General features: G+C 45.0%; 24 protein-coding genes and 1 tRNA gene. 12 read left to right on the forward strand and 13 right to left on the reverse strand.

The window, feature by feature from the left end; translation table 11 throughout:
- Window positions 1-210: 210 nt before the first annotated feature.
- On the forward strand, window positions 211-1,554 hold the full coding sequence (locus ACMCM8_RS09415; protein WP_412722395.1) for an alpha/beta hydrolase: 1,344 nt from the start codon (window positions 211-213) through the stop codon (window positions 1,552-1,554).
- A 232-nt stretch (window positions 1,555-1,786) separates the two neighbouring features.
- Here the strand turns inward: ACMCM8_RS09415 and ACMCM8_RS09420 are convergent.
- The 3 genes from ACMCM8_RS09420 to ACMCM8_RS09430 form a co-directional block, all read right to left on the reverse strand.
- Window positions 1,787-1,863 (reverse strand) — tRNA-Val (locus ACMCM8_RS09420).
- A gap of 168 nt (window positions 1,864-2,031) precedes the next feature.
- Complete coding sequence (locus tag ACMCM8_RS09425; protein WP_412722396.1) at window positions 2,032-3,108, reverse strand: patatin-like phospholipase family protein; 1,077 nt, start codon at window positions 3,106-3,108, stop codon at window positions 2,032-2,034.
- A 263-nt stretch (window positions 3,109-3,371) separates the two neighbouring features.
- Complete coding sequence (locus ACMCM8_RS09430) at window positions 3,372-3,788, reverse strand: MarR family winged helix-turn-helix transcriptional regulator (RefSeq protein WP_412722397.1); 417 nt, start codon at window positions 3,786-3,788, stop codon at window positions 3,372-3,374.
- Between the two features lie 294 nt (window positions 3,789-4,082).
- Between ACMCM8_RS09430 and hmgA the strand changes: the two genes are divergently transcribed.
- Both hmgA and hppD read left to right on the forward strand, forming a co-directional pair.
- Window positions 4,083-5,378, forward strand: a complete 1,296-nt coding sequence (hmgA, locus tag ACMCM8_RS09435) for a homogentisate 1,2-dioxygenase (protein WP_412722398.1) — start codon at window positions 4,083-4,085, stop codon at window positions 5,376-5,378.
- A gap of 353 nt (window positions 5,379-5,731) precedes the next feature.
- Window positions 5,732-6,808, forward strand: a complete 1,077-nt coding sequence (hppD, locus tag ACMCM8_RS09440; RefSeq protein WP_412722399.1) for a 4-hydroxyphenylpyruvate dioxygenase — start codon at window positions 5,732-5,734, stop codon at window positions 6,806-6,808.
- A gap of 17 nt (window positions 6,809-6,825) precedes the next feature.
- On the opposite strand, the gene ACMCM8_RS09445 is transcribed toward hppD, so the two are convergent.
- Window positions 6,826-7,191 carry a VOC family protein gene (locus ACMCM8_RS09445; RefSeq protein ID WP_412722400.1) on the reverse strand — a complete coding sequence of 122 codons (366 nt, stop codon included), beginning with the start codon at window positions 7,189-7,191 and terminating at the stop codon, window positions 6,826-6,828.
- A 460-nt stretch (window positions 7,192-7,651) separates the two neighbouring features.
- On the opposite strand from ACMCM8_RS09445, the gene ACMCM8_RS09450 reads away from it, so the two are divergent.
- From ACMCM8_RS09450 to ACMCM8_RS09475, 6 genes are all read left to right on the forward strand, one after another.
- Window positions 7,652-8,044 (forward strand): ACT domain-containing protein, encoded by a 393-nt coding sequence (locus tag ACMCM8_RS09450; protein ID WP_412722401.1) that lies wholly within the window; start codon window positions 7,652-7,654, stop codon window positions 8,042-8,044.
- The gene (locus tag ACMCM8_RS09455) at window positions 8,041-8,541 is read left to right on the forward strand and encodes a PTS sugar transporter subunit IIA (RefSeq protein ID WP_412722402.1); all 501 of its coding nucleotides are present in this window, start codon (window positions 8,041-8,043) and stop codon (window positions 8,539-8,541) included. The genes ACMCM8_RS09450 and ACMCM8_RS09455 overlap by 4 nt, the downstream gene beginning before the upstream one ends.
- Window positions 8,542-8,612: 71 nt before the next feature.
- A complete protein-coding gene (locus tag ACMCM8_RS09460) occupies window positions 8,613-8,960 on the forward strand; it encodes an ArsC family reductase (protein WP_412722403.1) in 348 nt (115 codons plus the stop codon).
- Window positions 8,954-10,090 (forward strand): succinyl-diaminopimelate desuccinylase, encoded by a 1,137-nt coding sequence (gene dapE, locus ACMCM8_RS09465; protein ID WP_412722404.1) that lies wholly within the window; start codon window positions 8,954-8,956, stop codon window positions 10,088-10,090. The genes ACMCM8_RS09460 and dapE overlap by 7 nt, the downstream gene beginning before the upstream one ends.
- Window positions 10,090-10,779, forward strand: coding sequence for a M15 family metallopeptidase (locus ACMCM8_RS09470; RefSeq protein WP_412722405.1), 690 nt, complete (start codon window positions 10,090-10,092; stop codon window positions 10,777-10,779). The genes dapE and ACMCM8_RS09470 overlap by 1 nt, the downstream gene beginning before the upstream one ends.
- Window positions 10,780-10,813: 34 nt before the next feature.
- Complete coding sequence (locus tag ACMCM8_RS09475; RefSeq protein WP_412722406.1) at window positions 10,814-11,023, forward strand: DUF2897 family protein; 210 nt, start codon at window positions 10,814-10,816, stop codon at window positions 11,021-11,023.
- 54 nt (window positions 11,024-11,077) lie between these two features.
- Here the strand turns inward: ACMCM8_RS09475 and ACMCM8_RS09480 are convergent, their stop codons facing one another.
- The 7 genes from ACMCM8_RS09480 to seqA all read right to left on the reverse strand — a co-directional run bounded on the left by ACMCM8_RS09480 (window position 11,078) and on the right by seqA (window position 19,693).
- On the reverse strand, window positions 11,078-11,404 hold the full coding sequence (locus ACMCM8_RS09480) for a heavy metal-binding domain-containing protein (RefSeq protein WP_412722407.1): 327 nt from the start codon (window positions 11,402-11,404) through the stop codon (window positions 11,078-11,080).
- A gap of 50 nt (window positions 11,405-11,454) precedes the next feature.
- The gene (locus ACMCM8_RS09485; protein WP_412722408.1) at window positions 11,455-11,868 is read right to left on the reverse strand and encodes an HIT domain-containing protein; all 414 of its coding nucleotides are present in this window, start codon (window positions 11,866-11,868) and stop codon (window positions 11,455-11,457) included.
- Window positions 11,861-12,892, reverse strand: a complete 1,032-nt coding sequence (astE, locus tag ACMCM8_RS09490) for a succinylglutamate desuccinylase (RefSeq protein ID WP_412722409.1) — start codon at window positions 12,890-12,892, stop codon at window positions 11,861-11,863. Before astE ends, ACMCM8_RS09485 begins: the two co-directional genes overlap by 8 nt.
- Window positions 12,893-13,020: 128 nt before the next feature.
- Window positions 13,021-14,334 (reverse strand): putative bifunctional diguanylate cyclase/phosphodiesterase, encoded by a 1,314-nt coding sequence (locus tag ACMCM8_RS09495; protein WP_412722410.1) that lies wholly within the window; start codon window positions 14,332-14,334, stop codon window positions 13,021-13,023.
- Window positions 14,335-14,606: 272 nt separating this feature from the next.
- Window positions 14,607-17,084, reverse strand: a complete 2,478-nt coding sequence (locus ACMCM8_RS09500; RefSeq protein WP_412722411.1) for a glycogen/starch/alpha-glucan phosphorylase — start codon at window positions 17,082-17,084, stop codon at window positions 14,607-14,609.
- 217 nt (window positions 17,085-17,301) lie between these two features.
- Window positions 17,302-18,954, reverse strand: coding sequence for a phosphoglucomutase (alpha-D-glucose-1,6-bisphosphate-dependent) (pgm, locus tag ACMCM8_RS09505; protein ID WP_412722412.1), 1,653 nt, complete (start codon window positions 18,952-18,954; stop codon window positions 17,302-17,304).
- A 28-nt stretch (window positions 18,955-18,982) separates the two neighbouring features.
- On the reverse strand, window positions 18,983-19,693 hold the full coding sequence (seqA, locus tag ACMCM8_RS09510; RefSeq protein ID WP_412722413.1) for a replication initiation negative regulator SeqA: 711 nt from the start codon (window positions 19,691-19,693) through the stop codon (window positions 18,983-18,985).
- Between the two features lie 556 nt (window positions 19,694-20,249).
- Between seqA and ACMCM8_RS09515 the strand changes: the two genes are divergently transcribed.
- The 3 genes from ACMCM8_RS09515 (at window position 20,250) to cynS (ending at window position 23,425) form a co-directional block, all read left to right on the forward strand.
- Window positions 20,250-21,098, forward strand: a complete 849-nt coding sequence (locus tag ACMCM8_RS09515) for a formate/nitrite transporter family protein (protein WP_412722414.1) — start codon at window positions 20,250-20,252, stop codon at window positions 21,096-21,098.
- Window positions 21,099-21,189: 91 nt separating this feature from the next.
- Window positions 21,190-22,956 carry a protein kinase domain-containing protein gene (locus ACMCM8_RS09520; RefSeq protein ID WP_412722415.1) on the forward strand — a complete coding sequence of 589 codons (1,767 nt, stop codon included), beginning with the start codon at window positions 21,190-21,192 and terminating at the stop codon, window positions 22,954-22,956.
- Window positions 22,957-22,975: 19 nt separating this feature from the next.
- Window positions 22,976-23,425 carry a cyanase gene (gene cynS / locus ACMCM8_RS09525; RefSeq protein WP_412727670.1) on the forward strand — a complete coding sequence of 150 codons (450 nt, stop codon included), beginning with the start codon at window positions 22,976-22,978 and terminating at the stop codon, window positions 23,423-23,425.
- Between the two features lie 83 nt (window positions 23,426-23,508).
- Here the strand turns inward: cynS and ACMCM8_RS09530 are convergent, their stop codons facing one another.
- Window positions 23,509-24,393 carry a peptidoglycan-binding protein gene (locus ACMCM8_RS09530; protein WP_412722416.1) on the reverse strand — a complete coding sequence of 295 codons (885 nt, stop codon included), beginning with the start codon at window positions 24,391-24,393 and terminating at the stop codon, window positions 23,509-23,511.
- A 25-nt stretch (window positions 24,394-24,418) separates the two neighbouring features.
- Complete coding sequence (locus ACMCM8_RS09535; protein ID WP_412722417.1) at window positions 24,419-24,844, reverse strand: hypothetical protein; 426 nt, start codon at window positions 24,842-24,844, stop codon at window positions 24,419-24,421.
- Window positions 24,845-24,850 lie beyond the last annotated feature (6 nt).

Genomic DNA, 24,850 nt, shown 5'->3' on the forward strand with positions numbered 1-24,850 from the left:
TCTCCCACAAATGGTCACAGACACCCGCATCAACTACCAAAATATGTCGCCTAACACTATAATTGCTGATGAACACTCTTCACAGGATATGGTTTTGTTTGCACTCAGTCGAAGTCCATGTGGGAGGGGTTTATCAATCTGCATGTTCTGATTATTAGCTGACTCAGCAATTAAGTTGTCAGCGCAACCCAAATACTGCAAGGATGCCCAATGGTTTCAACACTTAGACATACAATACTGTTAGTTGTCTTATTTTGCACAATATCGTGTGGTTCCGTCTCTGATGTATCCTATCTGAAAAAGTCCGGCTACGCGCTTACTCCTCCTTCTGACGTAACAATAGACTTTGATGAATATGTTGCTCAAAACAAAGCAAACATAAAAGCAGCCATGTTGAACCGTCAAGACCCAGCAGTGTTTCAAGGCAATTATGACCTGGAAGATGCCGTTGACTTACGTGCACCCTATTCGATTAACATTGACTCGGCTGTTTGCCCCAAAGGCGTGGCTGGTGAAGACAAGGGTTTCCTGCTTATTCACGGTTTGACCGATTCTCCCTATCTCATGAAAGGTTTAGCTCAATCGTTGCGCAAGGCGTACCCTTGTTCAATCATAAGAGCTATTGTGCTGCCAGGCCACAGCACTATCCCTGGAGACGCCAATCACTCAAAAGACTGGGATGATGCGAATGACCACCAACTAATGACTCACAAGAAATGGCTTGAGTCGACGAATTACGGTATTCGATCATTTGATAAAGAAGAACACGTAACCTCATTATATGTATTAACGTTTTCAACCGGTGCCCCACTTCTTATCAATCACGTCAGCAAATACGAAGAGCCTAAGTTAAAAGGCGCGGTATTTATCTCGGCAGCAGTCAAGGCTAAGAGTAAAGCCGCTTTTCTTGCACCAGTTGCTCAGTATCTCGTGCCCTGGTCTGTCGTGTACCCTGAAGAGGATGCGGTGAGGTACGAAACGTTTTCAACACACGCTGCGGCAGAATTTTACTGGCTAACTAAAGATTTATTAAATGATCAGTACCGATTCCCGTTGCCCCTTTTTGTTGCCATAAGTGCGGATGACAATACAGTCAGTGCTGAAGCTGCGCTTAGCTACTTTTGCGCAGCCAAAACGGACAATAAAAAAATGATCTGGTATCAATACGCCAAAAGCGAAGAGCCTTTAGATAGTTTCAAACTTGGCCGAAGTGCATGTCGCGACGATATTATAGAAAGAGAGATTGGCAAAAACGGTTTTGAATTACCCAGCTATTATAAAAGCTTTTCCCATACGGCTTTATCAGTACCCGAATCAGATCCACACTACGGTATAAATGGGGCATACCGACAGTGCAAAAACTATTTCATGGACGATAAACTCGATTTATTCACCCAATGCAAAGATCCAAAGGAGCACAATTACCTTATTGGTGAGACGACTAAAAGATTTTATAACGACAATAAAGGTAAGCTCATACGTCGTGGGGTGTACAACCCCGATTACCCGTTTATGGAAAAGCAAATATTATCGTTTATCGACAGTATCAATTAATGCGTGTCCGATAATCGCTTTTCTATTTGCGTTTCAATAATTTGTTGGAGATGTGTACACTTGCACATTAGTAGCCGCAGTGACACATTAAATAACGCTTTTCAAGTGTGACGCAAGTAAAGGACAACTAAGGAATGGCAACCTAGATTACTGACATGTCTGATGGAACACAGGTCAAAAAAGCAGAGATAAATTGAATTTTAGGTTTGAAGTGTTTTGCGAAATAAGTAGATGGTGCGTCTACCCTGATTCGAACAGGGGACCTCTACCATGTCAAGGTAGCGCTCTAACCAACTGAGCTATAGACGCATATGTGATGTTATTGATTGCCTGATGGCTTAAGAATGTCTCAACAACGGCGCGTATAATACTGAGGCTAACGCTTCCCTGCAAGAAAAAGTTAACCTCATTGCTGTCAAGTGCCTAATAAGTCGACAATATTCTACTAATTCCCCACAAGAAACGGTATTCGCCGCGTTAAATCTGCCTAAACGGCAAAGGTTTTATCTGATCGACCAATGAATCGTCACTAACTGCACGCATAAAATACTCCCCTAACCTATCGGTTTCCTTCAACACCGTTTGCCAGTATTTAATACGCGTATTAGCATCGAGTACTTCAAAATCTTTTCTATCCGGTATTTTGCCATACGGTAAATTGGCCACAAAAGAGGCTGAAGGCACTAACATCACCACATTATCGTAACTGGTGCGATGAGGTACTCTGCCTTTTAAGCCTTTATCAAACCAACCCGGGATAGGTTTGTTGTAGAAATGCGGGTACAGCACCAGCCCTTCTTGCGGCCCAAACGATAAATCAAAGTGATAGTCAATAATGCCACCATCCCGATACATCCCCTGTGGCGCCCCCTCAATATCAGTTACCCCTTCGATAACAACGGGAATTGAGCCCGAGGCCAATAGCGCATTGTGTATATTGCCGTGTGTAAGCGAATGGTATTGGGTGGGCAAATTATAAGGGTCGTTGATCACCAGATTAGCGTCGGGCGAAGAGAACACATAGCGGGTATAAAGTCTCGCTAAGTTTTTGCGGCTAAGCGTGTTTGCCGCCGCACTCATTGCAAGTCCAGATAGTTGTCTGAATTTGCTTTCATAACGCGTTGCGCCTAAACATTGCGCCACTATTAAATGCGCTTTAAAGCGCGAGTTTGCCAGTACTTGTTGTTTGCCAGCATCATCCACCATTACCTTCAATAAGTCTTCTGCTTTTTGGGTAATTTCACGAGGGGTGGGCTTATCACTGCTATAAGTAGTCGTTGAATACGACTCGGCCAGTCGGTTGATTGCTGCTAAGGGATCATCCTGCACGGCACATATGGTTCTAAAGGCACCTGCCGACGAGCCAATCACCTGTATTTGATGAGTAACGCCGGCAAACCATTCGGGAAACAACACCCTATCCAACCCTGCCAGAGTAAACCATTTAGGCCCACCTGATGCGCCAAGAAAATAGTGGAATATCTCAGGAGTAAAACCATTTTTCATGATGGTTTCACGTGCTTGTTGGCCTGCATAAACTTCAAGAGGTGCCACGAACTGTCCTTTACTTGTTGTATTTGAGCCTAACTGCGTTTTACCGTTCTAAGCACGCTTTCACATGCATGACGCTTTTTATTTGGGCGTTCCAACTATGCCCCAACCGCAGTATGTAGGTTGCTTGGAGAAATTTTTGACTCTTTAAAGTGCGATTTAAAGCGATCTCAGCGCAATTTACCAGTTAAGCGCTTAAAAGTAATCCTCTCCCGCGCTTTAGATGTTCTCGTCAGACCACGATTGTGAAGGGATGAGTAGCCTTTTTAGGGGGTGAGTGCATCTATCACTTTTAGAAATATTCTATACTCATCATCAGTGATGGCCTTCAATCTTTCTTTTTGCCATTGTTCAACCAATGGGCGTATTGCCTCAAATACGTCTAAGCCCTGTGAGGTTAAACACACATTGATCAATCTGCCATCCTGGTTATTTTGCGCTTTTTCAATAAACCCTTTTTGTGCCAACGCCTGTAAGGCTCGGGTTACCTTAACTTTGTCTAAGCGCGTCGCCTTGACAATTTCTTTCGCATTTAAAGAGCCAGTTTTTCTCTCGCCTAACGTCGCCATGATCCGCCATTGGGGCATGGTTAACTGATAAGGGGCATAAACACAGGCCAATGATTCGCTGAGATCACTTGCAAGCATGGCCACTTTATAAGCCAGCATGTCATTTAATTTCACTTATCCCCCTATCAACATAGTGAAGGTGTACTGCATGGTGTAAAGAATATACGACGTTTACTTGCCATCACTGGCTTCTCAATACACCTTAACATTTGATTTACACGTTAATACACACTAGCCTAAACCAATTAGTTTCATTTGTAACTATAGGTTATTCACCTAAACGTTAAGTGTATAACTAAAAGCGTTGCAGGTATTAACAGCTTGCCGTCTCACTCAGCTTGGTGAGCCGGTTTTAACGTTACACACCTATCATGAACAGTCATATTGGCAAACGAATTGGAAAGTTGTATGGAAAATCTAGCTTACTTGTCGGGTTTTAATAACGAGCACGAAACTGAAGCGCTCCCCGATGCCCTTCCCAAGGGGCAGTTTAGTCCACAGAAGGTTAACTATAAGCTGTATGCTGAACAGTTCAGTAGTACTGCCTTCACAGCACCGCGCAGTGAAAACCGCCGAAGCTGGACATACCGTATACGCCCGTCTATTGCCATGGGTGACTTTGTAGTAATGGACAACGGTTTACTAAGAACGGCACCAGAAACGGCTATCCCCTGTCCTCCTAATGTGCTTCGCTGGGATCCTGTTCCGCTCCCCACCACAGGAACCGATTTCGTAGAAGGACTTGTCACCATTGCCACAAATGGCGATGCAAAGACTCAGGTGGGTATAGGGATCCATTGTTACAGTGCCAACAAAGACATGCACAACAAAGTCTTCTATTCCTCTGACGGTGAAATGTTATTTGTGCCGCAACTGGGGGATATGTTAGTGACCACTGAGTTTGGCAAATTGCAGGTAAGTGTTGGGGAGATTATGGTTATTCCGCGTGGTGTGCGTTTTTCCATCTGCCCAGTTGACGGACCTATTCGCGGTTATATCTGTGAGAACTATGGGCATCCCTTTGTATTGCCTGAGCGAGGGCCTGTCGGTGCCAACGGTTACGCAAACCAGCGAGATTTTCTCTATCCAACCGCGTGGTTTGAAGACAATGACACGCCGCATACTATGATAAATAAGTTTTGCGGTAATTTATTTCAGGCGCAGTTAGGCCATTCACCGTTTGATGTAGTGGCTTGGGTGGGTAACTCTGCGCCTTACAAGTACGATCTCTCACGGTTTAATGTCATCAACACCGTCAGCTATGACCATCCCGATCCGTCAATTTTCACCGTACTAACCTCTCCTTCTGATCTTGAGGGCACTGCCAATGTCGATTTTGTTATCTTCCCACCCCGTTGGATGGTGGCTGATCACACCTTCCGCCCCCCGTATTATCACCGTAATATCATGAGTGAATTTATGGGTTTAATTGAAGGCACATACGACGCGAAAGAACACGGTTTCGTGCCCGGAGGCATGAGCTTACACAACTGCATGACGCCTCATGGACCGGAAGCTGAAGTATTTGAAAAGGCCTCTAACGCCTCACTTGAACCGCAGCGCTACGACAATACGCTGGCCTTTATGTTTGAATCACGCTACCCCATAGCGCCCACTGAATATGCAATGCACGCACAGATAAGACAGACTGATTACTTGTCATGTTGGGATGGCCTTAAAAAATATTACGATGGCGATAAATAACGTTTCTGAAAACTAACGTCAAAGGAATATACATCGCCCATTACGCCCTGCGTAGTATCGCGTAATAGGCACATCATAGTCGATGTGCCTTCTCGCCATTTTCTATCGATTGTACCGGAAAGTGGACACCCTCCCCATGGCTACGAAATCTAACATCTACTTATTTTACAGAGACATAGCCACCTAACCCAACAGGATAATGGTGTTAATTCCTACAGTGAAAACAATTCGTTACACCTTCTGTTTCCAATCGCCAGACACTGACTGAACACCCCCTATTGCCTGTAATTTTACGAGGCGTTTACAATCAATGCATAAAAACAAAACTGCACTATTGTTGAGGAATATTCCCTATGGCCGATTTATTCGATAATCCAATAGGACTAGATGGGTTCGAGTTTTTAGAATTCACTGCCCCTAAAAAAGGTATACTAGAGCCGATATTTGAAGCTATGGGCTTCACTCGAGTCGCTCGTCACAAATCAAAAGACGTTGAATTGTGGCGCCAAGGTGATATCAACCTGTTAAGTAATTACGAGAAAAACTGTCACGCTTCTTATTACGCTGAAGAGCATGGTCCATCAGCATGCGGCATGGCATTTCGCGTAAAAGACTCGCAAAAAGCCTATAAAGAATTACTGGCGCGCGGCGCGCAGCCCATGGATACACATACTGGGCCAATGGAACTTAAGCTTCCTGCCATCAGAGGTATCGGTGGTGCCATGCTTTATCTCATCGACCGCTATAAAGGCGAGAACACAATTTACGATATCGATTTCAACTGGATAGAGGGCGTTGACCGTCATCCAGAGGGTTGTGGTTTTCATACCTTGGATCACCTCACCCATAACGTCTATCGCGGGCGAATGAATTTCTGGGCGAACTTCTACGAGAAGCTGTTTAACTTTAGAGAAATTCGTTATTTTGACATTAAAGGCGAATACACTGGCTTGCTATCAAAAGCAATGACAGCGCCTGACGGCAAAATTCGCATACCATTGAACGAAGAAGCTGTGGGCGGTGGTGGCCAAATTGAAGAATTTCTAATGAAATACAACGGCGAAGGGATCCAACACATCGCTTTTGCCTGTGACGATCTAATTGCCTGTCTGGATAAGTTAAAAGCGAAAGGCATGAAGTTTATGACGCCGCCGCCAGATACCTATTACGAAATGTTGGAAGACCGCTTACCCGGTCACGGCGAAAATGTAGAAGAGCTCAAAAAGCGCGGTATTCTGCTAGACGGCACCACCGAGAATGGCGAGCCTAGACTATTGCTTCAAATATTCTCAGAAACTGTTTTCGGCCCCGTATTTTTTGAGTTTATTCAGCGTAAACAAGACGACGGATTTGGTGAAGGTAACTTCAAGGCACTCTTTGAATCTATTGAGCGCGACCAGGTTAACCGTGGCGTTATCAATAAGAAATAGTCATAGACAAGGCAGCGTCAATCGCTGCCTTTTTCGTAAAGCGCACAAAAGGCACCAGAAGGATCTTTAATAATACAAAAGCTGTCCTTTCCATGATGCCTGACCTCTCCGACTAACGCGCCCCCCAGCTTTTTAACACTCGCCAGCGCATCATCTAACTGTGGTACTGTGAAATAGTGGATCCACCCGCCTGGTAAACCCTTATTCACGCCCCTTTTATGACAAATTCCCCCCACCGGCGTACCATCGCCCTTCATCATGACATAATCGTTATATCCGCCCATATCAATAGGCTCTTTGCGCCAGCCCATCACCGCTTCATAAAAATCAACTAGACTCTCAGCATCTTCTGTCGTGATATCGCACCAGGCTGTTTCTGACATGGTTGAACTCCCTTTATTGGTGTCGTTGACCCTTGGGTATATTTTTTAATAGAGCACACAAACAATCGCGAGATGGCTACCTATTTGTGTTTACAAATGTAGATCATCTCTTTTCAAAATAACACGATTTTGACAAATAGTAGTCGCCTTACTATCACAGGATATGCACCGCAATTTCTGAAAAAGGGGCACATTGTCAAGGCAAGAAATTGCAAAAATACTAAACATTTTTTATTTTGCCTGTAGACATCGCCTGTGGAAAATGCTTGTGAATACTAGAATGTTATCCACTGAGCATAGTTTGTACAGTTTATTTAATCTTTATTTATCATGCATTTACAACATCTCCCCAAACTACTCAACAAACTTATCCACAGATTAAGTGGATAACACATAGCACTTAACCACAGTTAGTGGTTTAATGGTTCTATCGTCGAAGCATTCACATTTTCGGTTTCTCATGCCAAAGCAAACACTTCTCCTTCGTGAGTCTTTATTTACAATTCACAGTCTGGATCCAGATAGCGATATTCCCGCATCCGTACTAAGCAGTCCGCTATTTTTCCTCGGTAAAACAGAAGATGAATTGTCTATCGTAGTTCCCAATACCGTCGATGTGCCTTCGTTAGATTGCGATGAAGGATGGCGCGCCCTAGAATTGTTAGGGCCGTTACATTTATCGCTGATTGGTATTATGGCGCAAATAGGGCAAGTTCTGGCAGCCGCAAAAGTCTCTATTTTTGTGGTTTCCACGTTTGATACCGACTTTTTCTTAGTGAAAGAGAATAAATTAGCCGACGCAGTCAAAGCACTGAAAAAAGCGGGTTACACTGTTAATGAGGACAAGCAGTGAAGAATAAGCTTCTACCCTTTCCCCCAGAGGAATTTACTAAACAAGTTGATATATCAAGCCCGCTTTCAGGCCAGGTAATGTCAATGAAAGACCTAGACGACCCTCTGCTTAAACACGGTTTTCACGGACCGGGGGCGGTCATTGTTTCAACAGGAAATTGTATAACAGCGCCTTTTGATGGCACGATCTTAAAGGTCATTCCGTTAGATTACGCGGTTGAAGTCAGGTCGTCAGTAGGCCTAAAATGCAGAATTAAGTACGGTGGCGACACACAACATCTTCACGGTGCACAATTTTCCTGCCCTTTACAACAAGGACAGCGGTTTGTCGCCAAGCAACCCTTATTCACCATAAATAGTGCGTGGCTAAAACAACAAGGGGTGGCAAATATTTGTATAATGACGGTGTTAAATCCACAAAAATTACTGGGCGTATTACCCACCAATAGAAAATACGTTGAAGCATGTGAAGATCCGCTCTTTTCGTTGTTCGTATAAGGCGAGCACGTCTTTTAATTACAACCTGTAATGACTTCGCGTAACCAACAAGTAGTATGGAATAAATAAAAATGAGTACAGTCCTATACGGCATTCCCAATTGTGACACCATTAAAAAAGCCAAAAAGTGGCTTGCTGATCACGACATCGCGTTTACTTTTCACGATTATCGCAAAGACGGTATAGATGCGCGCTTTTTAGAAGATGCAGAAGAGCAGTTGGGCTGGGAACTCATGCTAAATAAAAGAGGCACTACCTATCGCCAGCTTGATGACGCGGAAAAAACGGCCATTGATAAAGCAAAAGCGTTAGCAATGCTTGAGCAACACCCTGCCATGGTAAAACGCCCTATTCTGCTTCACAACGACACCTATCACATCGGCTTTAAGCCAACACAATATGAGGCCATATTTTGTTAAATGCATCAGTCATTGAAATTTCCGAAGCGTTGATCAATCGCCGCTCTGTGACACCAGAAGATGCAGGTTGTCAGGATGCCATGAAGGATTTTTTAGGCGCATTAGGGTTTAGCAACGAGTCTATGGTCTTTGAAGACACCACCAATTTGTGGTCACGACGCGGCACCCAGGGGCCGGTATTCTGTTTTGCTGGACACACCGATGTCGTGCCCAGTGGCCCCGAATCAGCCTGGCAAACGCCGCCTTTTGTTGCCACTCAGCGCAATGGCTATCTGCATGGCCGGGGCGCAGCCGATATGAAAGGCAGTTTAGCCGCAATGCTGGTAGCCACCCGAGAGTTCGTCAATCAATACCCTAATCACAAAGGGAGCATTGCGTATCTTATTACCAGCGACGAGGAAGGCCCGTTTATCAACGGTACCACCCGTGTTATCGATACCCTAGAAGCACGTAACGAAAAAATCACCTGGTGTGTGGTAGGTGAGCCATCTTCTACCGACGAGGTAGGTGACATTGTTAAAAATGGTCGACGAGGCTCATTAACCGGCGATCTCGTGGTAAAAGGGGTTCAAGGCCACGTGGCTTACCCTCACCTGGCGAAAAACCCCGTGCATATGGCAGCGGCCGCCCTTGATGAACTGGCCAAGTCCCACTGGGACAACGGCAATGACTTCTTTCCGCCTACCAGCTTTCAGATCTCGAATATCCACGGCGGCACTGGCGCCGGAAATGTCATTCCTGGTGAGCTTCACGTCTGCTTCAATTTCCGCTTCTCAACCGAAGTCACCGATCAATTATTAATTGAACGAGTACGCGCAATACTCGATAAGCATGAATTGGACTACGACATAAAGTGGACGTTTAACGGCCAGCCATTTTTAACCGACAACGGTGCATTACTGGATGCCACCCAAGGCGCAATTGAGGCTGTTACCGGAAAGCCAACAGTACTTTCTACTGCCGGCGGCACGTCAGACGGACGTTTTATTGCCCCCACAGGCGCACAAGTCATTGAGTTAGGGCCGGTTAACGCCACCATACATAAAATTGACGAATGTGTAAAAATGGCCGATCTGGAAAAGCTCGCAGATATGTATTTCGGTATTCTTGAACGGCTACTGGCTAACTGATGCAACCCGTATCTCCCGCTCAATGGCTAGGCCAACAGAACACTTATTTAGTGGATGTTGGCAGGGGCCATTTTCTGCACCCGGACGTGGTCGATGATTTTGTTAACATGCAACGGGCGGCCATACGTGACGGTATCGACTTACAGCTAGTCAGCAGCTATCGGAATTTTGATCGTCAAATGGCCATTTTCAACCGAAAGTGGCGGGGAGAAGCAACCTTATTAGACAGCAATGGCCATCCCCTCGATCCAAGCACACTCAGTGAAGAGCAAAAACTCCACGCCATTTTAACCTGGTCAGCGTTGCCCGGTGGCAGCCGCCACCATTGGGGAACGGACATTGACGTATACGATAAATCGGCGGTAGCGCAGTGGCATGGCCAATTTAACTTAGTGGAAAGTGAATACGACGTTGAAGGACCGTGTTATGCTCTAGCGAATTGGCTAACTTCGCACATGCATCAATTTGGTTTTTACCGCCCTTTTGAAATAAACAAAGGTGGCGTAGCTCGTGAGCCTTGGCATTTAAGTCATCGCAGCACAGCGACCTATTTTGAGCAGGCAAGACGTCTTGAGGTGATAACCGACGCCATTGAAAATAGTGAAATACAAGGTAAATCCTGTGTTCTAACACACCTCCCCGCCCTGTATGAACGCTATGTGTTAAACCGTGGGTGGAATTCGCAATAGCGAACGTGCCCTTCAAATATACTACGAGCAGGCTATGGATTTAACTTGGGTTATAGTGATCATTGTGTTGGTGCTTGGTGTGGTTATTGGCAATATCACATTATTAAAATACAGTGCTAAGTTTAAGTTCCCCACCCCGTCAAAACCGTTTGACGAGGTGGAAAAAGACGCTGAGGCTAGCACAGATAAAACCACGCAGAAGAAGCAAAAAGCTAACGGGTTTGACGACGAAGAGCCTTGGTGATTGCCTCTTGTGGGTGCCCTAGTATTAACCAAAGCACTTTTGCTAGCGTGCTTGTTAAAGCGGTATGGTTTTTACTGCAGTCCCACTAATGCTTACCATCAGCATGCTGCCTTTGTCTCCAATGACCTGATAGTCTAGATCTATTCCAACCACCGCATTTGCGCCCATACTACGCGCTTCGTGCTCCAATTCAGTGAACGCAAGTTTACGCGCAGTGGTCAGTTCTTCTTCATAGGTACCAGATCGCCCACCAACAATATCTCTGATTGACGCAAATAAATCTTTGAATACATTGGCACCCATTATAGCCTCGCCTACAACAATTCCGTAGTAGGCTTCTATTTTATGTCCTTCTAAGGTGGGTGTGGTTGACACTATCATGGATCACTCCTTTTTAAATAAACCAAACAATACGCAGGGTGTTGTCTACGTTACTGTTGTCCCTGCGTCAATAACCCTTGCAACTGGGTAATCAGTACATGTGCTTGCTCATCTTGATACGGTTTCGGCGCTTGATTTCCCCACACCGGTTTTGGCCATGCCACATCCGTGTCAAAGCGGGCTACGTGGTGCACGTGCAACTGCCTGACGATATTGCCCAACGCTGCTACGTTGAGTTTTAACGGCGAAAACAAAATTTGCATTGCCTTAGAGACCAACGCCGATTCTTTTAGTAGCGTAATCTGATCTTCTTCTGACAAGTCTATAATTTCAGCCACATCATGCTTTCTGGGTACGAGTATAAGCCAGGGAAATTGACTGTCGTTCATCAACAGTACACGACTTAGCGAAAGATCGCAGACAAAATATGTATCATTGTGTAAACGGGCGTCTAATTCAAACATCAAGTGTATCCAATGTAGTAGGCACAACCGTTAACAGTGCACGTTGGCCAATTGCAACATTCGCATTGGGAAATACGATAGCTTCACCATCTTGTTGAGCCACATACTGTTTGGCTGGCTCCGACGCTAAAACCGTGCCCTTTGGATAATCCATAAAATTGGGGGTGTCGTCGGCAAAATGTAGCGTAAATGTTTGGTGATGACGATTGATCACTTGGTTCACCCGATAGATATCCAGTTCTGCCATATCGACGGTGGGCGCAAATTCAGGCTGGCTAATCAATGCTGTTAGCGCGTTTTTCGCCTCGGCAAAGCGGCTCATATCATTTTCGCCAAAAGGTCTTACTTTACCTAACTCAACGGTAAACGCGTGCGCACCAAAACGGTGGGAAGAAAAATAACTGAAGGTCGTCGTCGCACTTTCAGACAGTAATATAGTTTTGACTCCGCACGCCGCAAGAAACGCCAACTGACCTAAGCTGTGTTTGCGCTCGTGAAGATAGGGATAGACCGCGAACTTCTCATTTTTTGAAGCGCGAATTGCGGTGTGTAGATCGTAGTGAAAGCGCGGCCCATTACTGGCTTCAAAAAAGTTGGCCACTGCATCTTCTAATTGTTTAGCCCTTATACGCTCAGCGTTCACCAGACCTTCCCCACTGGAATGCGCGCCACTGAACAAACGATTCATATTCTCTTCAACAAACCGCTGACCGATATCCATGGCAGGCAGATTACCAAATAAGAACAATACGTTGTGTGAAAGGGTCAACTCGCCTCTAACAATCTGCTGAACCAGTTCATCGCATATTTCAATCGGGGCAGTTTCATTACCGTGAACCCCACACGACAATACAATGTGCTTTTTCTCTGATAAACCATTTTGAGGAAAGAAGCCAATAATACCAGGCGCGGTAATATGTACCTGAGTACCATTGGGCAAAGTAAATTGCGTAGGTGTATCAAAAAGCTGGGGAGAACGGCGGGATAAATGTAAAAACTGGCCGTTGTCGATGAGTTGTTGCATAGAATAACCATTCAAAACCGAGAATGGCAGTAGTGTAACGAGACCTCTGTGTAAAATCATCCAATGGGTACAATTTTGTAAAAGTAACTGTCAAAATGCGTCTACGTTTATGGTTTTGGCTACATTTTTTACCACGCTCTAGCGCGTAAAGGGGAATGGCCGACGATGATTTCCTGTTGAGTTAGCACGATAAATTCATCTAACGGTACAGCTTTAGAAAACAGATAACCCTGCCCTTCGGTTATGCCCATTTCTCTTAAAATATGCAATTGTTCTATGGTTTCCACACCTTCAGCAATCACACCGCACCCTTTTGCATGGCCGATAACTTTAGCCGCCTCTATAATCGCCTTGTTGACCGGGTGAACCGTCAGTTCCATCACAAATGATTTATCAATTTTTAGTGCATCTAAGTCGAGATCCCGGATATAAGCCAGGTTGGAGTAGCCTTTACCGAAGTCATCGACAGAGATTTTTATTCCTAAGTTTCTTAGTTCATCTAATTGCTTCTTCACCATCAGTGAATTAGACAAAGCGACGTCTTCGGTAAGTTCCAACTCAATTCGGCTTAACGGCATCGAATAAGACTGACTTAACGTACGCAAAGTAGGAATAAGCTGGTTGTCGTATAGCTGAGTGGGAGAAATATTCACTGAAAGGCACAAATCCAGTCGCAGTACATCGAAGTGGGCCAGTGCTCTGAATGCCTGTTCCAAAGTCCAGTATCCCAATTCGCTCATCATATTATACGATTCAGCAGCTTCAATGAGCGGGCCCGGAAACAGCACACCATCTAATGGGTGGTTCCAGCGAAGCAAACACTCTGCCCCGACTACAGCTAACGTGCTCAATTCTACCTTAGGTTGGAAATACAGTTCTAATTCGTTGTGTGCGATAGCGCGTTTTAAATCGGCCTTCAACGCTAAACTTTTACCCGTATCAGCTTTATCCCGCGTTGTCAGGGCACAATAGTTTTCGTATTTATTCTCTTTCGCTAATTTGAGCGCTGTTTCAGCACGGGATACAAAAATGGTAATGTCGAACTCGCGCGTATCACAACACACAACACCCACGTTGAAGTCTGCAATAAAGGCCGTCCCGTCGTAATGCATAGGTGTTTTAAAGTGCTCCACCAAGCGATCAAACATACTCCTTAGCATGCTTTCATTCGATTGATTGGGAAATACCACCCCAAAGATATCGCCACTGATACGCCCAACAGAGACATTCTTAGTCCCAAACAGGGTGTGTATACGGTTGGCTATTTCAAGTAAAAAGCTATCGCCAACATGTATACCTAAACTGGTAGTGACGTCAGAAAACCTGACGACATCGATAAGCATCAATGACAAAGAATGACTTTGCATTGCCCTTTTGGCAATACTATCGATAAACGCGTATCGATTGGGAATGGTTGCCAGCGATGTAATAACTTGGCTCATGATGTTTTCCTCGAGCTATACGCTTCTAGGTACAAAAAACAACAAGACATATAAAACCATGATGCAATGTTGGGCGCAACTAGCTAAAGGTATAATTTAAAATACCCTATTATTCCGTTCGCCAAGATCCATAGGAGTGTGAGGTGGATTGTGCAAACCAAAAATGTAAGATAAATCTAATATTGATCAACACTTAGAAAGAATGCCACATTAACACAATAAAAAACCCGGCGAGCTTAACACTGCCGGGTTTTTTCTCAATATTTCTGCGACTAGCCTTCTATTTTACACGGCGACAGCTTCCAAACGCGCTCTACATAATCACGGATTGAGCGGTCTGAGGTAAATTTACCCATTCTCGCGGTATTGATAATTGCCATCTCAGCCCAACGCTCTTTATCGCGATAAGCGGCATCTACAGCAATTTGTGCATCAGAATATGCCCTGAAATCGGCGAGTACCATATAGGGGTCGCCATTATCCAGTAAGCTTTGCTTAATTGATACCAATGCCCCAGGCTTACCGGGTGTGAAATAATCCGTTTCTAACCAATCGAGTACGGCCTTTATCTCTGCATCCTTGTAGTAATAGTCATAGGGGTTATAGCCATTGGCTTTAAGCGCATTAACTTCTTCTACAGTAAGACCAAAGATAAAGATATTGTCGTCACCCACTTCTTCAGCAATTTCAACATTCGCACCATCTAGCGTACCTATGGTTATCGCACCGTTTAGGGCCAGTTTCATATTACCTGTCCCAGACGCTTCTTTACCAGCTGTACTGATTTGCTCAGAAACATCAGCCGCAGGTATCATTTTCTCAGCCAGTGACACGCGATAGTTGGGTAAAAATGCCACTTTAATTTTATTGTTAACCCGAGGGTCGTTGTTGATTTTTTCCGCTACCTTATTAATTGCGAAAATAATGTCTTTTGCTAGCTTATATCCAGGCGCCGCTTTCGCACCGAATATAAACACACGAGGGTGCATATCGTATTCAGGGTTTTCAAGAATACGACGATACAACGCCATAATATGTAATAAAGCCAGGTGTTGACGCTTGTATTCGTGAAGACGCTTGATCTGGATGTCAAAAATAGCATTTACGTCAACTTCAAGATCCAGTGACTTGCGAATTTCTTCAGCCAGTAGCTCTTTGTTTTCCAGTTTCACTTTCATGAATTGTTTCTGGAAAGTCTTATTGTTCGCGAATTTTGCAAGACCTTGTAATTTATCAAGATCTTTTGGCCAATCTTCGCCAATCTTTTTATCTATCAGTTTAGAAAGTGCCGGATTACACGCCTTCAACCAACGACGTGGTGTAATACCATTGGTCACGTTAGTCAATTTGCCCGGATAAAGCGCATCAAATTCCGGGAACAAAGACGACTTCACTAGGCGCGAGTGCATTTCTGCTACACCGTTCACGGCAAAAGAGCCAATTACCGATAAGTGGCCCATACGCACCATCTTTTCGTTGCCCTCTTCTATGATAGAAAGCTTGGCTTTCATAGCATTATCACCCGGCCATTTCTTATCAACTTCAGCCATAAAGCGGTGGTTGATTTCATAAATGATCTCTAAATGACGAGGTAGAATTTTTTCAATCATTCGAGCAGGCCACTTCTCCAGAGCCTCAGGAAGCAGTGTGTGGTTGGTATAAGCAAACACTTTAGTACAGATTGCCCATGCATCTTCCCAACCTAGTTCGGCGCGATCCACCAAAATACGCATCAGTTCAGGTACGGCTATGGCTGGGTGAGTATCGTTTAACTGAATAACAACCTGGGAAGCAAAACGACTCCAATCATCGCCATGGGCACGCTTGTATCGACGGATGATGTCTTTCAGTGAACACGAGCAGAAGAAATATTGCTGAATAAGACGAAGTTCTTTACCCGCTTCAGTCTCATCATTGGGATAAAGCACCTTAGATATGGTTTCTGCCTGAACATTTTCACGTTGCGCATCCACATAACCACCGGCATTAAATACGTCCCAGTTGAAGTAATCAGACGAGTCGGATTGCCATAAACGCAATACGTTTACGGTTTTACCTTCATAGCCTACTACGGGAATATCCCATGGCACACCTTTCACTATCGAGCCAGGGTGCCATTCTTTTAATACTCGACCATTGTCACCGTACTTGGTCTCAACGTAACCGTATAACGACACTTCCTGAATAGACTCCGGGCGGCAAATTTCCCACGGATTACCATAATCACGCCAACTATCGGGGCGTTCAATTTGGGCGCCGCTCTTAATTTCCTGACGGAACAAACCGTGTTCGTAATGAATACCATAACCAATGGCAGGTAATTCCATCGTCGCCAACGAGTCAATAAAACAGGCAGCCAGACGACCCAGGCCACCATTGCCCAATGCCATATCAGGCTCTTCTTCCAGAATGTCTGAAATTTCAACACCCAGTTCTTTTAGTGCCCCACTGGCCACATCAAATAAACCAAAGTTTTGCAGGTTATTAGACAGTAGGCGTCCCATTAAGAACTCTGCCGAGAAATAATGAACCGCGCGAGTATCGTTTAGGTAGTGGCTTTTTTGGGTTTTTCGCAAACCCTCTAACACTTGTTCCTGAATAGCTGCACATGTGGCCTTCCACCAGGCGTGATTGTTTGCTTTGTTTTCGTCTGTGCCGAGTGTGCAGTGAAGGTGTCTGATAACCGCAGCTTTAAACGCGGCTTTATCAATAACGGGAGAGGGTTGCGTCTTGGTCGCTTTAGCGTTCATTGTGCGTCTCACTCTTAATTAGGGCGGTTGACCACCGGGAAAAACGTAATTTAATTACAGAATATCCTAAGAATATGACAGCAATATAGCAGCACTTAAACGATTATGTTGTAAACATTTTGTTAAAATAACAAAAATGCGCATGAATTCGTATGCAAACATGCGCATTTTAACATTTATTTAACACGAGTAAGATCAAATCGTTCTTTTTTTGACCTTATTTGATGATTTTCCCTACTAAGGCTTCTGCTTCAGCGATTAAATCATGTAAGTGACTTTCACCTTTAAAGCTTTCCGCATAAATTTTATATATTTGCTCTGTGCCAGAAGGTCGTGCTGCAAACCAGCCGTTTTCGGTAGACACTTTTACGCCCCCAATCGCGGCATTATTACCTGGGGCGTGCGTTTGTACCGCAATGATTGGCTCGCCCGCCAACGTATCGCTGGTGACAACAGATGCGTCCATCGCCGACAGTTTTTGTTTTTGCTCTAGTGTGGCCGCAACATCTACGCGATTGTATACCGGGGCAGCAAATTGCTCCGTGAGGGCTTGATAGTGTTCGCCGGGATCTTTACCAGTAACCGCCAGAATTTCTGCGGCCAACAAACACAAAATAAATCCATCTTTGTCTGTCGCCCAAGTACTGCCGTCACGCTCTAAAAAGATCCCCCCTGCACTTTCTTCACCAGCAAAACCAATTTCACTGCTGGCTAAGCCATCAACAAACCACTTGAAGCCCACAGGCATTTCAGCCAAAGGTTTGTTTAAACTATGAGCTACACGGTCGATCATGCTGCTAGATACTAGGGTTTTACCAATTTTCAAGCTTTCAGGCCATGCCGGGCGATGGGTGTACAGATAATTAATGGCGACTGCAAGGTAGTGGTTGGGGTTCATTAGGCCAACACTTTTACATACGATGCCATGACGATCGAAGTCGGGGTCATTCCCCCACGCTAAATCAAAGTTGTCTTTCAGCTCGATTAGTCCAGCCATGGCATACGCTGACGAACAGTCCATACGCAATTTGCCGTCTTTGTCCCTGCGCATAAAACCAAACTGCGGGTCGACCTGTTTGTTAACTACGGTAATATCTAATCCGTACTTATCGGCAATACGCGCCCAATATCCCACGCCTGCTCCACCAAGAGGGTCTGTGCCCAGTTTTAGTTTGGCGTTAGCAATGGCTGCCATATCAATCACTTTTTCAAGATCATCAATATAAGGCATCATAAAATCTTCTTCGCGAAACAACTTTCGCTTAGTGGCCTGGCGGATATCAACGCGTTTAACGTCGGTGTTGCCATCGGCAATCAACGCATTTGCCCTGTCTTGAATCTGGGTTGTAACATCACTGTCAGCTGGGCCACCGTGGGGAGGATTGTATTTGAAACCGCCGTCTGCAGGTGGGTTGTGCGAAGGCGTTATAACAATACCGTCGGCACGGTCGTCTTGATTTTCGCGATTATAGCGAATAATGGTACGTGAAATTACGGGGGTCGGTGTGAATCCCATGCTTTCATTGTCACTGCGTTGTATGACTACATCCACACCGTTGGCACACAATACTTCAATGGCGGTGATCATGGCAGGCTCAGATAACGCATGAGTATCTTTACCAATAAACAACGGCCCACTAATTCCGTTTTGGTGACGATATTCCACCAACGCCTGACAAATAGCACTAATGTGCGTGTCAGTAAAAGTGTAGTTTGCCGACGAACCTCTATGGCCGGATGTGCCAAATGAGACGGCTTGCCCTGGGTCGTTGATATCCGGTTTAAAGCTGTAATACTGACAAACTAATTGGGCGACGTTTATGAGCTGCTCTTTAGCTGCGTGCTTACCTGCTTGCGGATGTAATGCCATGAAAAAATCCTTATCTTAGAAGTCGTGTTTATTTACCTTCAGAAGAAAAACGCGCTACTGCCGTTTCAATTACATTAGGTTGATAGCCTAAATGACGCAAAACCTGTTCCAGCATACTGATTTTTTTCGCAGTGTTATTGTTAGTCACCACCCAAAATGGACTTTCAGGGATAAGTTTAGGGTTGGTACTACTACCATTCTCTAACAATGCTTCTTTGCTGGTCGCAAAATAAGTTCGGTTTTTCCCTTTGATCTCTTCTACTTTTTCAAAGTTCTCTGCATTCAGTTTATGCGCTGCACTTAATACAAACAGAAACTGATCAACCCTTTTGGTAAAGGTGGCCAGAGCGTCTTTTGAAACCAGATCTAAAATGTCACGCTTGTCATGCTGTTCAGCTGGCTGTGCTAAGGTGTTATTACCGCTCACTGCAGTTGATTTAGCAGAAGCCACTTTCTTCGTTGTGGATTTTTTAGTTGCGTGGCTAATGGCAGACTTACCATTGTTTGTGGGCGTCACTTTCTGCGCAGCTTGACTGGCTTTAGGTGCAAGCGTCTCATGCTTGGTCGCAGGCGCTTGAGTTACATTGGGAGCTACCTCAGAGACATTATTGCCATTTGATACTGCACCGTCTTCCGGTAACAGTAAGCGTCTTAAAATTTGTGATGCACTTTCACCAATATGCTTTGTTTGACTGGCGATGAAGGCATATAAATCGTCATCTATTTCAATGCTTTTCATAACTACTTCCTTTTTAAGATGAGCCATTATAGACAACCCCGCTAAAGTACGCAGCACTTAATCCTATAGTTTTATTATTTCTATTCTATTACTAGCGGCTGATGCTGTGGTGAGCTTTGATAAAAATAGCCTTAAGCGCTCACAAAAACAGTGCAGCACTGTCTGTTTTAGTGCAATTAAGTCCATTTAAGCAGCCTCGGTACAGTTAGGGTCAGTAGAAAAACAACGCGCCCTCCCCTCCTTAACCCTTATCCATCAAGCCACGTAGCAAAAATTGAGTTAATTTGATGGGAATTGGCATCTTTTTGGCTACTGTCTAATTAGCTTCTTTTGGTATTAACCAATTTGATAACCAAGGAATGCCATAATTTAGTATGCAGTCGATTTATTTAGTGAAACTCGTTTATTGCAAATAAAGTACTGCTACAAAAAGACAATGTGAAGTTTAGGACAAAGGCGTCCCCAACACTTTTTTGAAAAGTGTTGCGGACGCCTTTTTTTGATCTTTAAGAACGCGTGTCTACTCAATTAACTATTACGAAACAGAGGTGAAACCATGGCTTATCTTCTTCCTGCTGAATTCGCAACCAAAATGGTGGATGCGGGTGAAGCAAAAATATACATGTCTACCCGAGATACCCTTATTCGCGCATATATGGCCGGCGCTATTCTCGCACTGGCAGCGGTATTTGCGGTGACTATCGCGGTTCAAACTGGCGTATTTCTCATTGGTGCAGTGTTGTTCCCAGTGGGCTTTTGTATGCTGTATCTGATGGGCTTTGATTTGTTAACCGGCGTATTTGTACTCACGCCATTAGCGTGGTTGGCTAAACGCCCAGGGGTCACACCTAAGCAAATACTGCGTAACTGGGGGTTAGTATTTTTAGGAAATTTCGGCGGCGCATTAACGGTCGCGTTTATGATGTCCTTTATCTTTACCATGGGCTACAACACGGACGGTGGCGCCATTGCAACTAAAGTCGCCAGCATAGGTGAAGCCAGAACATTGGGTTACGCAGAGCATGGCGTAGCGGGATGGATCACCATATTTATACGTGGCATGTTGTGTAACTGGATGGTATCACTAGGCGTAGTCGGCGCGATGATCTCCACCCACGTCAGTGGCAAAGTGCTTGCTATGTGGATGCCTATTATGCTGTTCTTCTTTATGGGCTTTGAGCACTCGGTGGTCAATATGTTCCTATTCCCCTTTGGCCTTATTATGGGCGGTGACTTTTCAATCATGGATTACTTCATCTGGAATGAAATTCCTACTGCATTGGGTAACCTGGTAGGCGGGTTAGCATTTACTGGCCTAACGCTATACACCACTCACGTTAAAACTTTGCCAAAGCGCAACATAGTAGTAAATAAATCAGCTGCCACCGAAACACTGCCGGTGTAACACATACACAGGTAATCAAGGTAAATAGTCGGGGCTTTAGTTTTAACCACCTAAAGCCCTGTCTCGCCTTTCTACTACAGTTGTGACTTTTATGAATATGCCAGCGTCTTTGTCCAGCAACCCATCTATTACTGTCAGTGCGTATACTTCGAAAGGCAACAAACCCATTAATCAGGATGCACTTGCCTATCGCATTGGTACTCACTCATCCAATTCAGATGCCCAAAGTGCAAGCATTTTTGTTATTGCCGATGGTGTCAGTAGCAGCACGGTAAGCCAAATCGCCAGCGATTTTGCGACCTCACAGTTTCTAGCCCTGTTCACTATCGCCCCCGAGCAATGGTCCCTCGCTGACACTGCATTGACTATCATAAAAGAACTCAACGCCAGACTTTACACCCGTAACCAACAAAGTGCGTTCTGCTATACCCCCGAAAAAGGTTATGTGTGCACACTTTCAGTTTTAATTGTTTACGATGGCCAACTGCATATCTTTCATGTGGGTGATGGCGAAATAAGCGTCATGAGTCAGGATGAAAGCGTTACTTTAACCCAAGCCCATCGCCAGCCATGTGAAGAGGATCCCCGTCATTCATATCTGTCAGGTGCGCTTGGTGTCAGTGCAGATATTGCCATCGATCACATTACTTATACGTTGACTGCACCGTGCACTATCGCGATGAGTACCGATGGTGTTCACGAGTTTATTGATATTAAAACAGTGCTAACACAAATACACGGCAACGCCGTGCTCACAAGTGACATGGCGGAAAAACAAGTTCAACAGGCCATCCACAATGGCAGTACTGACAACCTCACCTTAGTACTGGTGAAGCTTTCACATATTGCGCCCGTTGAGCAAAACAAAAAAAAGGCCGACTTCCCTGAGGTAATCGCATTGCAAGTGGGAGATTGCGTCGACAACCTGGAATTAAAACGTCAACTTTATACCTCTGCGCGTAGCCACGCTTTTCTCGCACAACCACTGTCACTAAGAAGCGAAGTGAACAACTCTTCTTTGGTGGTAAAAGTGCCCGCCACCGATTTTGCCCAATCCGCACAAGCCCTTAAGCAATGCTGTATTGAAACCTGGATGGCAAGGCGAATTAGCTCAGCTCATGTGATACAAAGCCCCCTGTTTTCCGAAATAGGGCTACCGCAGACCCCCAACGCTTTTTACTGCCTGACTAACTTTGTAGACGGACAAACGTTAGCCCAGTGGATGCTGGACAACCCCCTGCCTTCATTAGAGCAGGTTCGTAATATCATTGAACAAGTTGCCGATGGTCTTCAGGCCATGCATCGGCAGGGTATTCTTCACCGAGACATTCGACCGGACAATATCATGATAACCCCAGAGGGGTTTTGCACCATAATCGACCTTGGTGAAGCCGCGTTAATCGATGCCCCCAGCCTCTACAGCGACAGCCCAATTCCAGGGGATGTGCTCTATTGTGCGCCGGAGTACTTCTTAGGCGAGGTAGGCAACGAACAATCTGATCTATTTTCCCTTGCAGTACTGACTTATGCCTTGTTATGTGGCCGTTACCCTTATGGAACTAAAGTGGCTCACTGTCGTACACTAGCGGCGCAGTACAAGCTCAAATACGAAACGGCAATGGATGTGCAACGATCTATTCCGTTGTGGATAGACAGCACATTGCAACGGGCATTGCATATTGTGCCAGTAAAACGGTTTGCCACACTCTCTGAGTTTGTTTTTGCACTGCGCTACCCCCATCCGGGGCGGCACAATCACGCCCAGCCATTAATAAAACGCCACCCACTTTTTTTCTATAAAGCGCTGGCACTGATCTTAGTACTGACCAATTTAATCACCCTAATCGTTCTTACCTAACCCATAGAGGAAAAAAATGATGATTACATCACGCACACAAGTTACCGATATGATCCAGTCAGCAAAAATTCTCAAAGGTATTAAATGGAGTCAAATTGCAGAAGTGGTTGGCCAATCGAAGGAATGGAGCACCGCAGCGTGTTTAGGTCAGATGGCGATGACTAAACAACAGGCAACCGCGGTAGGCGAATTATTGGCGTTAAGCGATGAAGCAGTAGCATGGCTACAAATTGCTCCTTACAAAGGGTCTCTTCCCACTGAAGTGCCAACCGACCCACTTATCTATCGCTGGTACGAATTAGTGAACGTATACGGCACCACACTTAAAGAGCTTATCCACGAAGAATTTGGCGACGGCATCATGAGTGCGATTGACTTTTCAATGGACTTACAGCGAGAAAATGACCCGAAAGGTGATCGCGTCAGTGTAGTAATGTCAGGTAAATTCTTACCTTACAAAATGTATTAATATCCTGCCAAGGCACATCAAAAAACAAGATTGAAAAGGTTTGGCAAAGCAATAGTATAAGCCCAGTTAACGGTAATCTATTGCTACAAGCTCTTTGTAATCAACTCAGCTTCCATTTTCCGGCGCTTGCGTATGCCAGCAAGCGCGTGATCTTGCTGCATATTACCAATTTCTGTCGCACAGGCTTGCCAGTCCTGTTGCGCAAGCGGCGCATGTAAACATGCCAGCGCATCATTGTTTGGCCCACGATTAAACGCCAGTGATAACAAGGCAGTATGTACTGCCCCCGGACAACTGACATCCTTCACCATAGGAAAGCGCTTTGTCACTGCCACCCAATAAGGCTTTGCAATGTGGGGTAGCACCTTAAGCGCTTGGTTTTTCGATATTCGAATGCTCAATAGATCAAGGGATTGATTGAGACATGTTTTCGCCCCCCGCCCCTTTAATCCTAAAACGCCTTTACATGCCTCAAGCTGATTAGGGTTAAGTATGGACGCATAATGCGTTATCAATTCTTCGGGCTCTTGATATCCCAAATCAAAACCGGGGTCGAGGGTAATCCCCGATGCGCTGCCCGGCCAGTATGCTTTACCAGCATGCCCTTCTCTGTCATGTAACCAAGCTAGATCACCGCGAAACAATGTCCAAAGGTCGCTAGTTGGCGTACTTGAAACCGCATCATTTTTATCAGTTTGAGGGTTGTCTGATGGATTTGAAGATCCAGTCGACTGGCTGTGATCAAACAATAGTTGCTCAATGCGAAGCCAGGTCGCATTGTCGACCACTTTTGTCACAGGTAAACCTTGTACTTGCTGAAACTCTGCCACCGCTAATTGTGTACTCACACCAAAAAAACCATCCACCTCCATGTGAATAGACAGCTTGTTAAAACAGCGCTGTAAATGCATTACTTCCGCTTTGCAGTCGGGGCGGCCTCTGGCAAAGCCATCATCAAGTTTGAGCATGTTGTCTTGCCTTTACGTAATGCCGTTAAATAATACCTTTTAACAGGGTTTTCACCCCGTTAATGGCAAGTGAAGTGGTTTTATTACCGAACTCCTTCCACCGTTGTTCTCTGGCTTTTAATTCACTTTCTGCTTGTGTCGTCAGTTGCGCCAGCTGATCCATGACGTCTTTTTGCTCAGGATCTAAAGGCGTAAGGTTGTTCCCTGCGCTTTTTAAACGTTTTATTTGTTCAATCAGGGCTTCACTGTGCTTACGCTCCTCGGCAATAAACTGTTCGTGCTCTGCTTGCATTTTTGCCTGCAAGTCGTCGAGGTCGCTGGCTAAATCAGTCTCAAGGTTTTTAAATGCATTGGTTAACCACTCATCCATTTTAGCAGCCGCAGCACTAACAACCTGTTGTGCATCTTGGCTTAAAGCTGGATCAATATTGGGCGGTCTGAATGTCGGCATATCATC

It is taken from the genome of Alteromonas sp. D210916BOD_24, assembly GCF_047159385.1.
GTDB lineage: Bacteria > Pseudomonadota > Gammaproteobacteria > Enterobacterales > Alteromonadaceae > Alteromonas.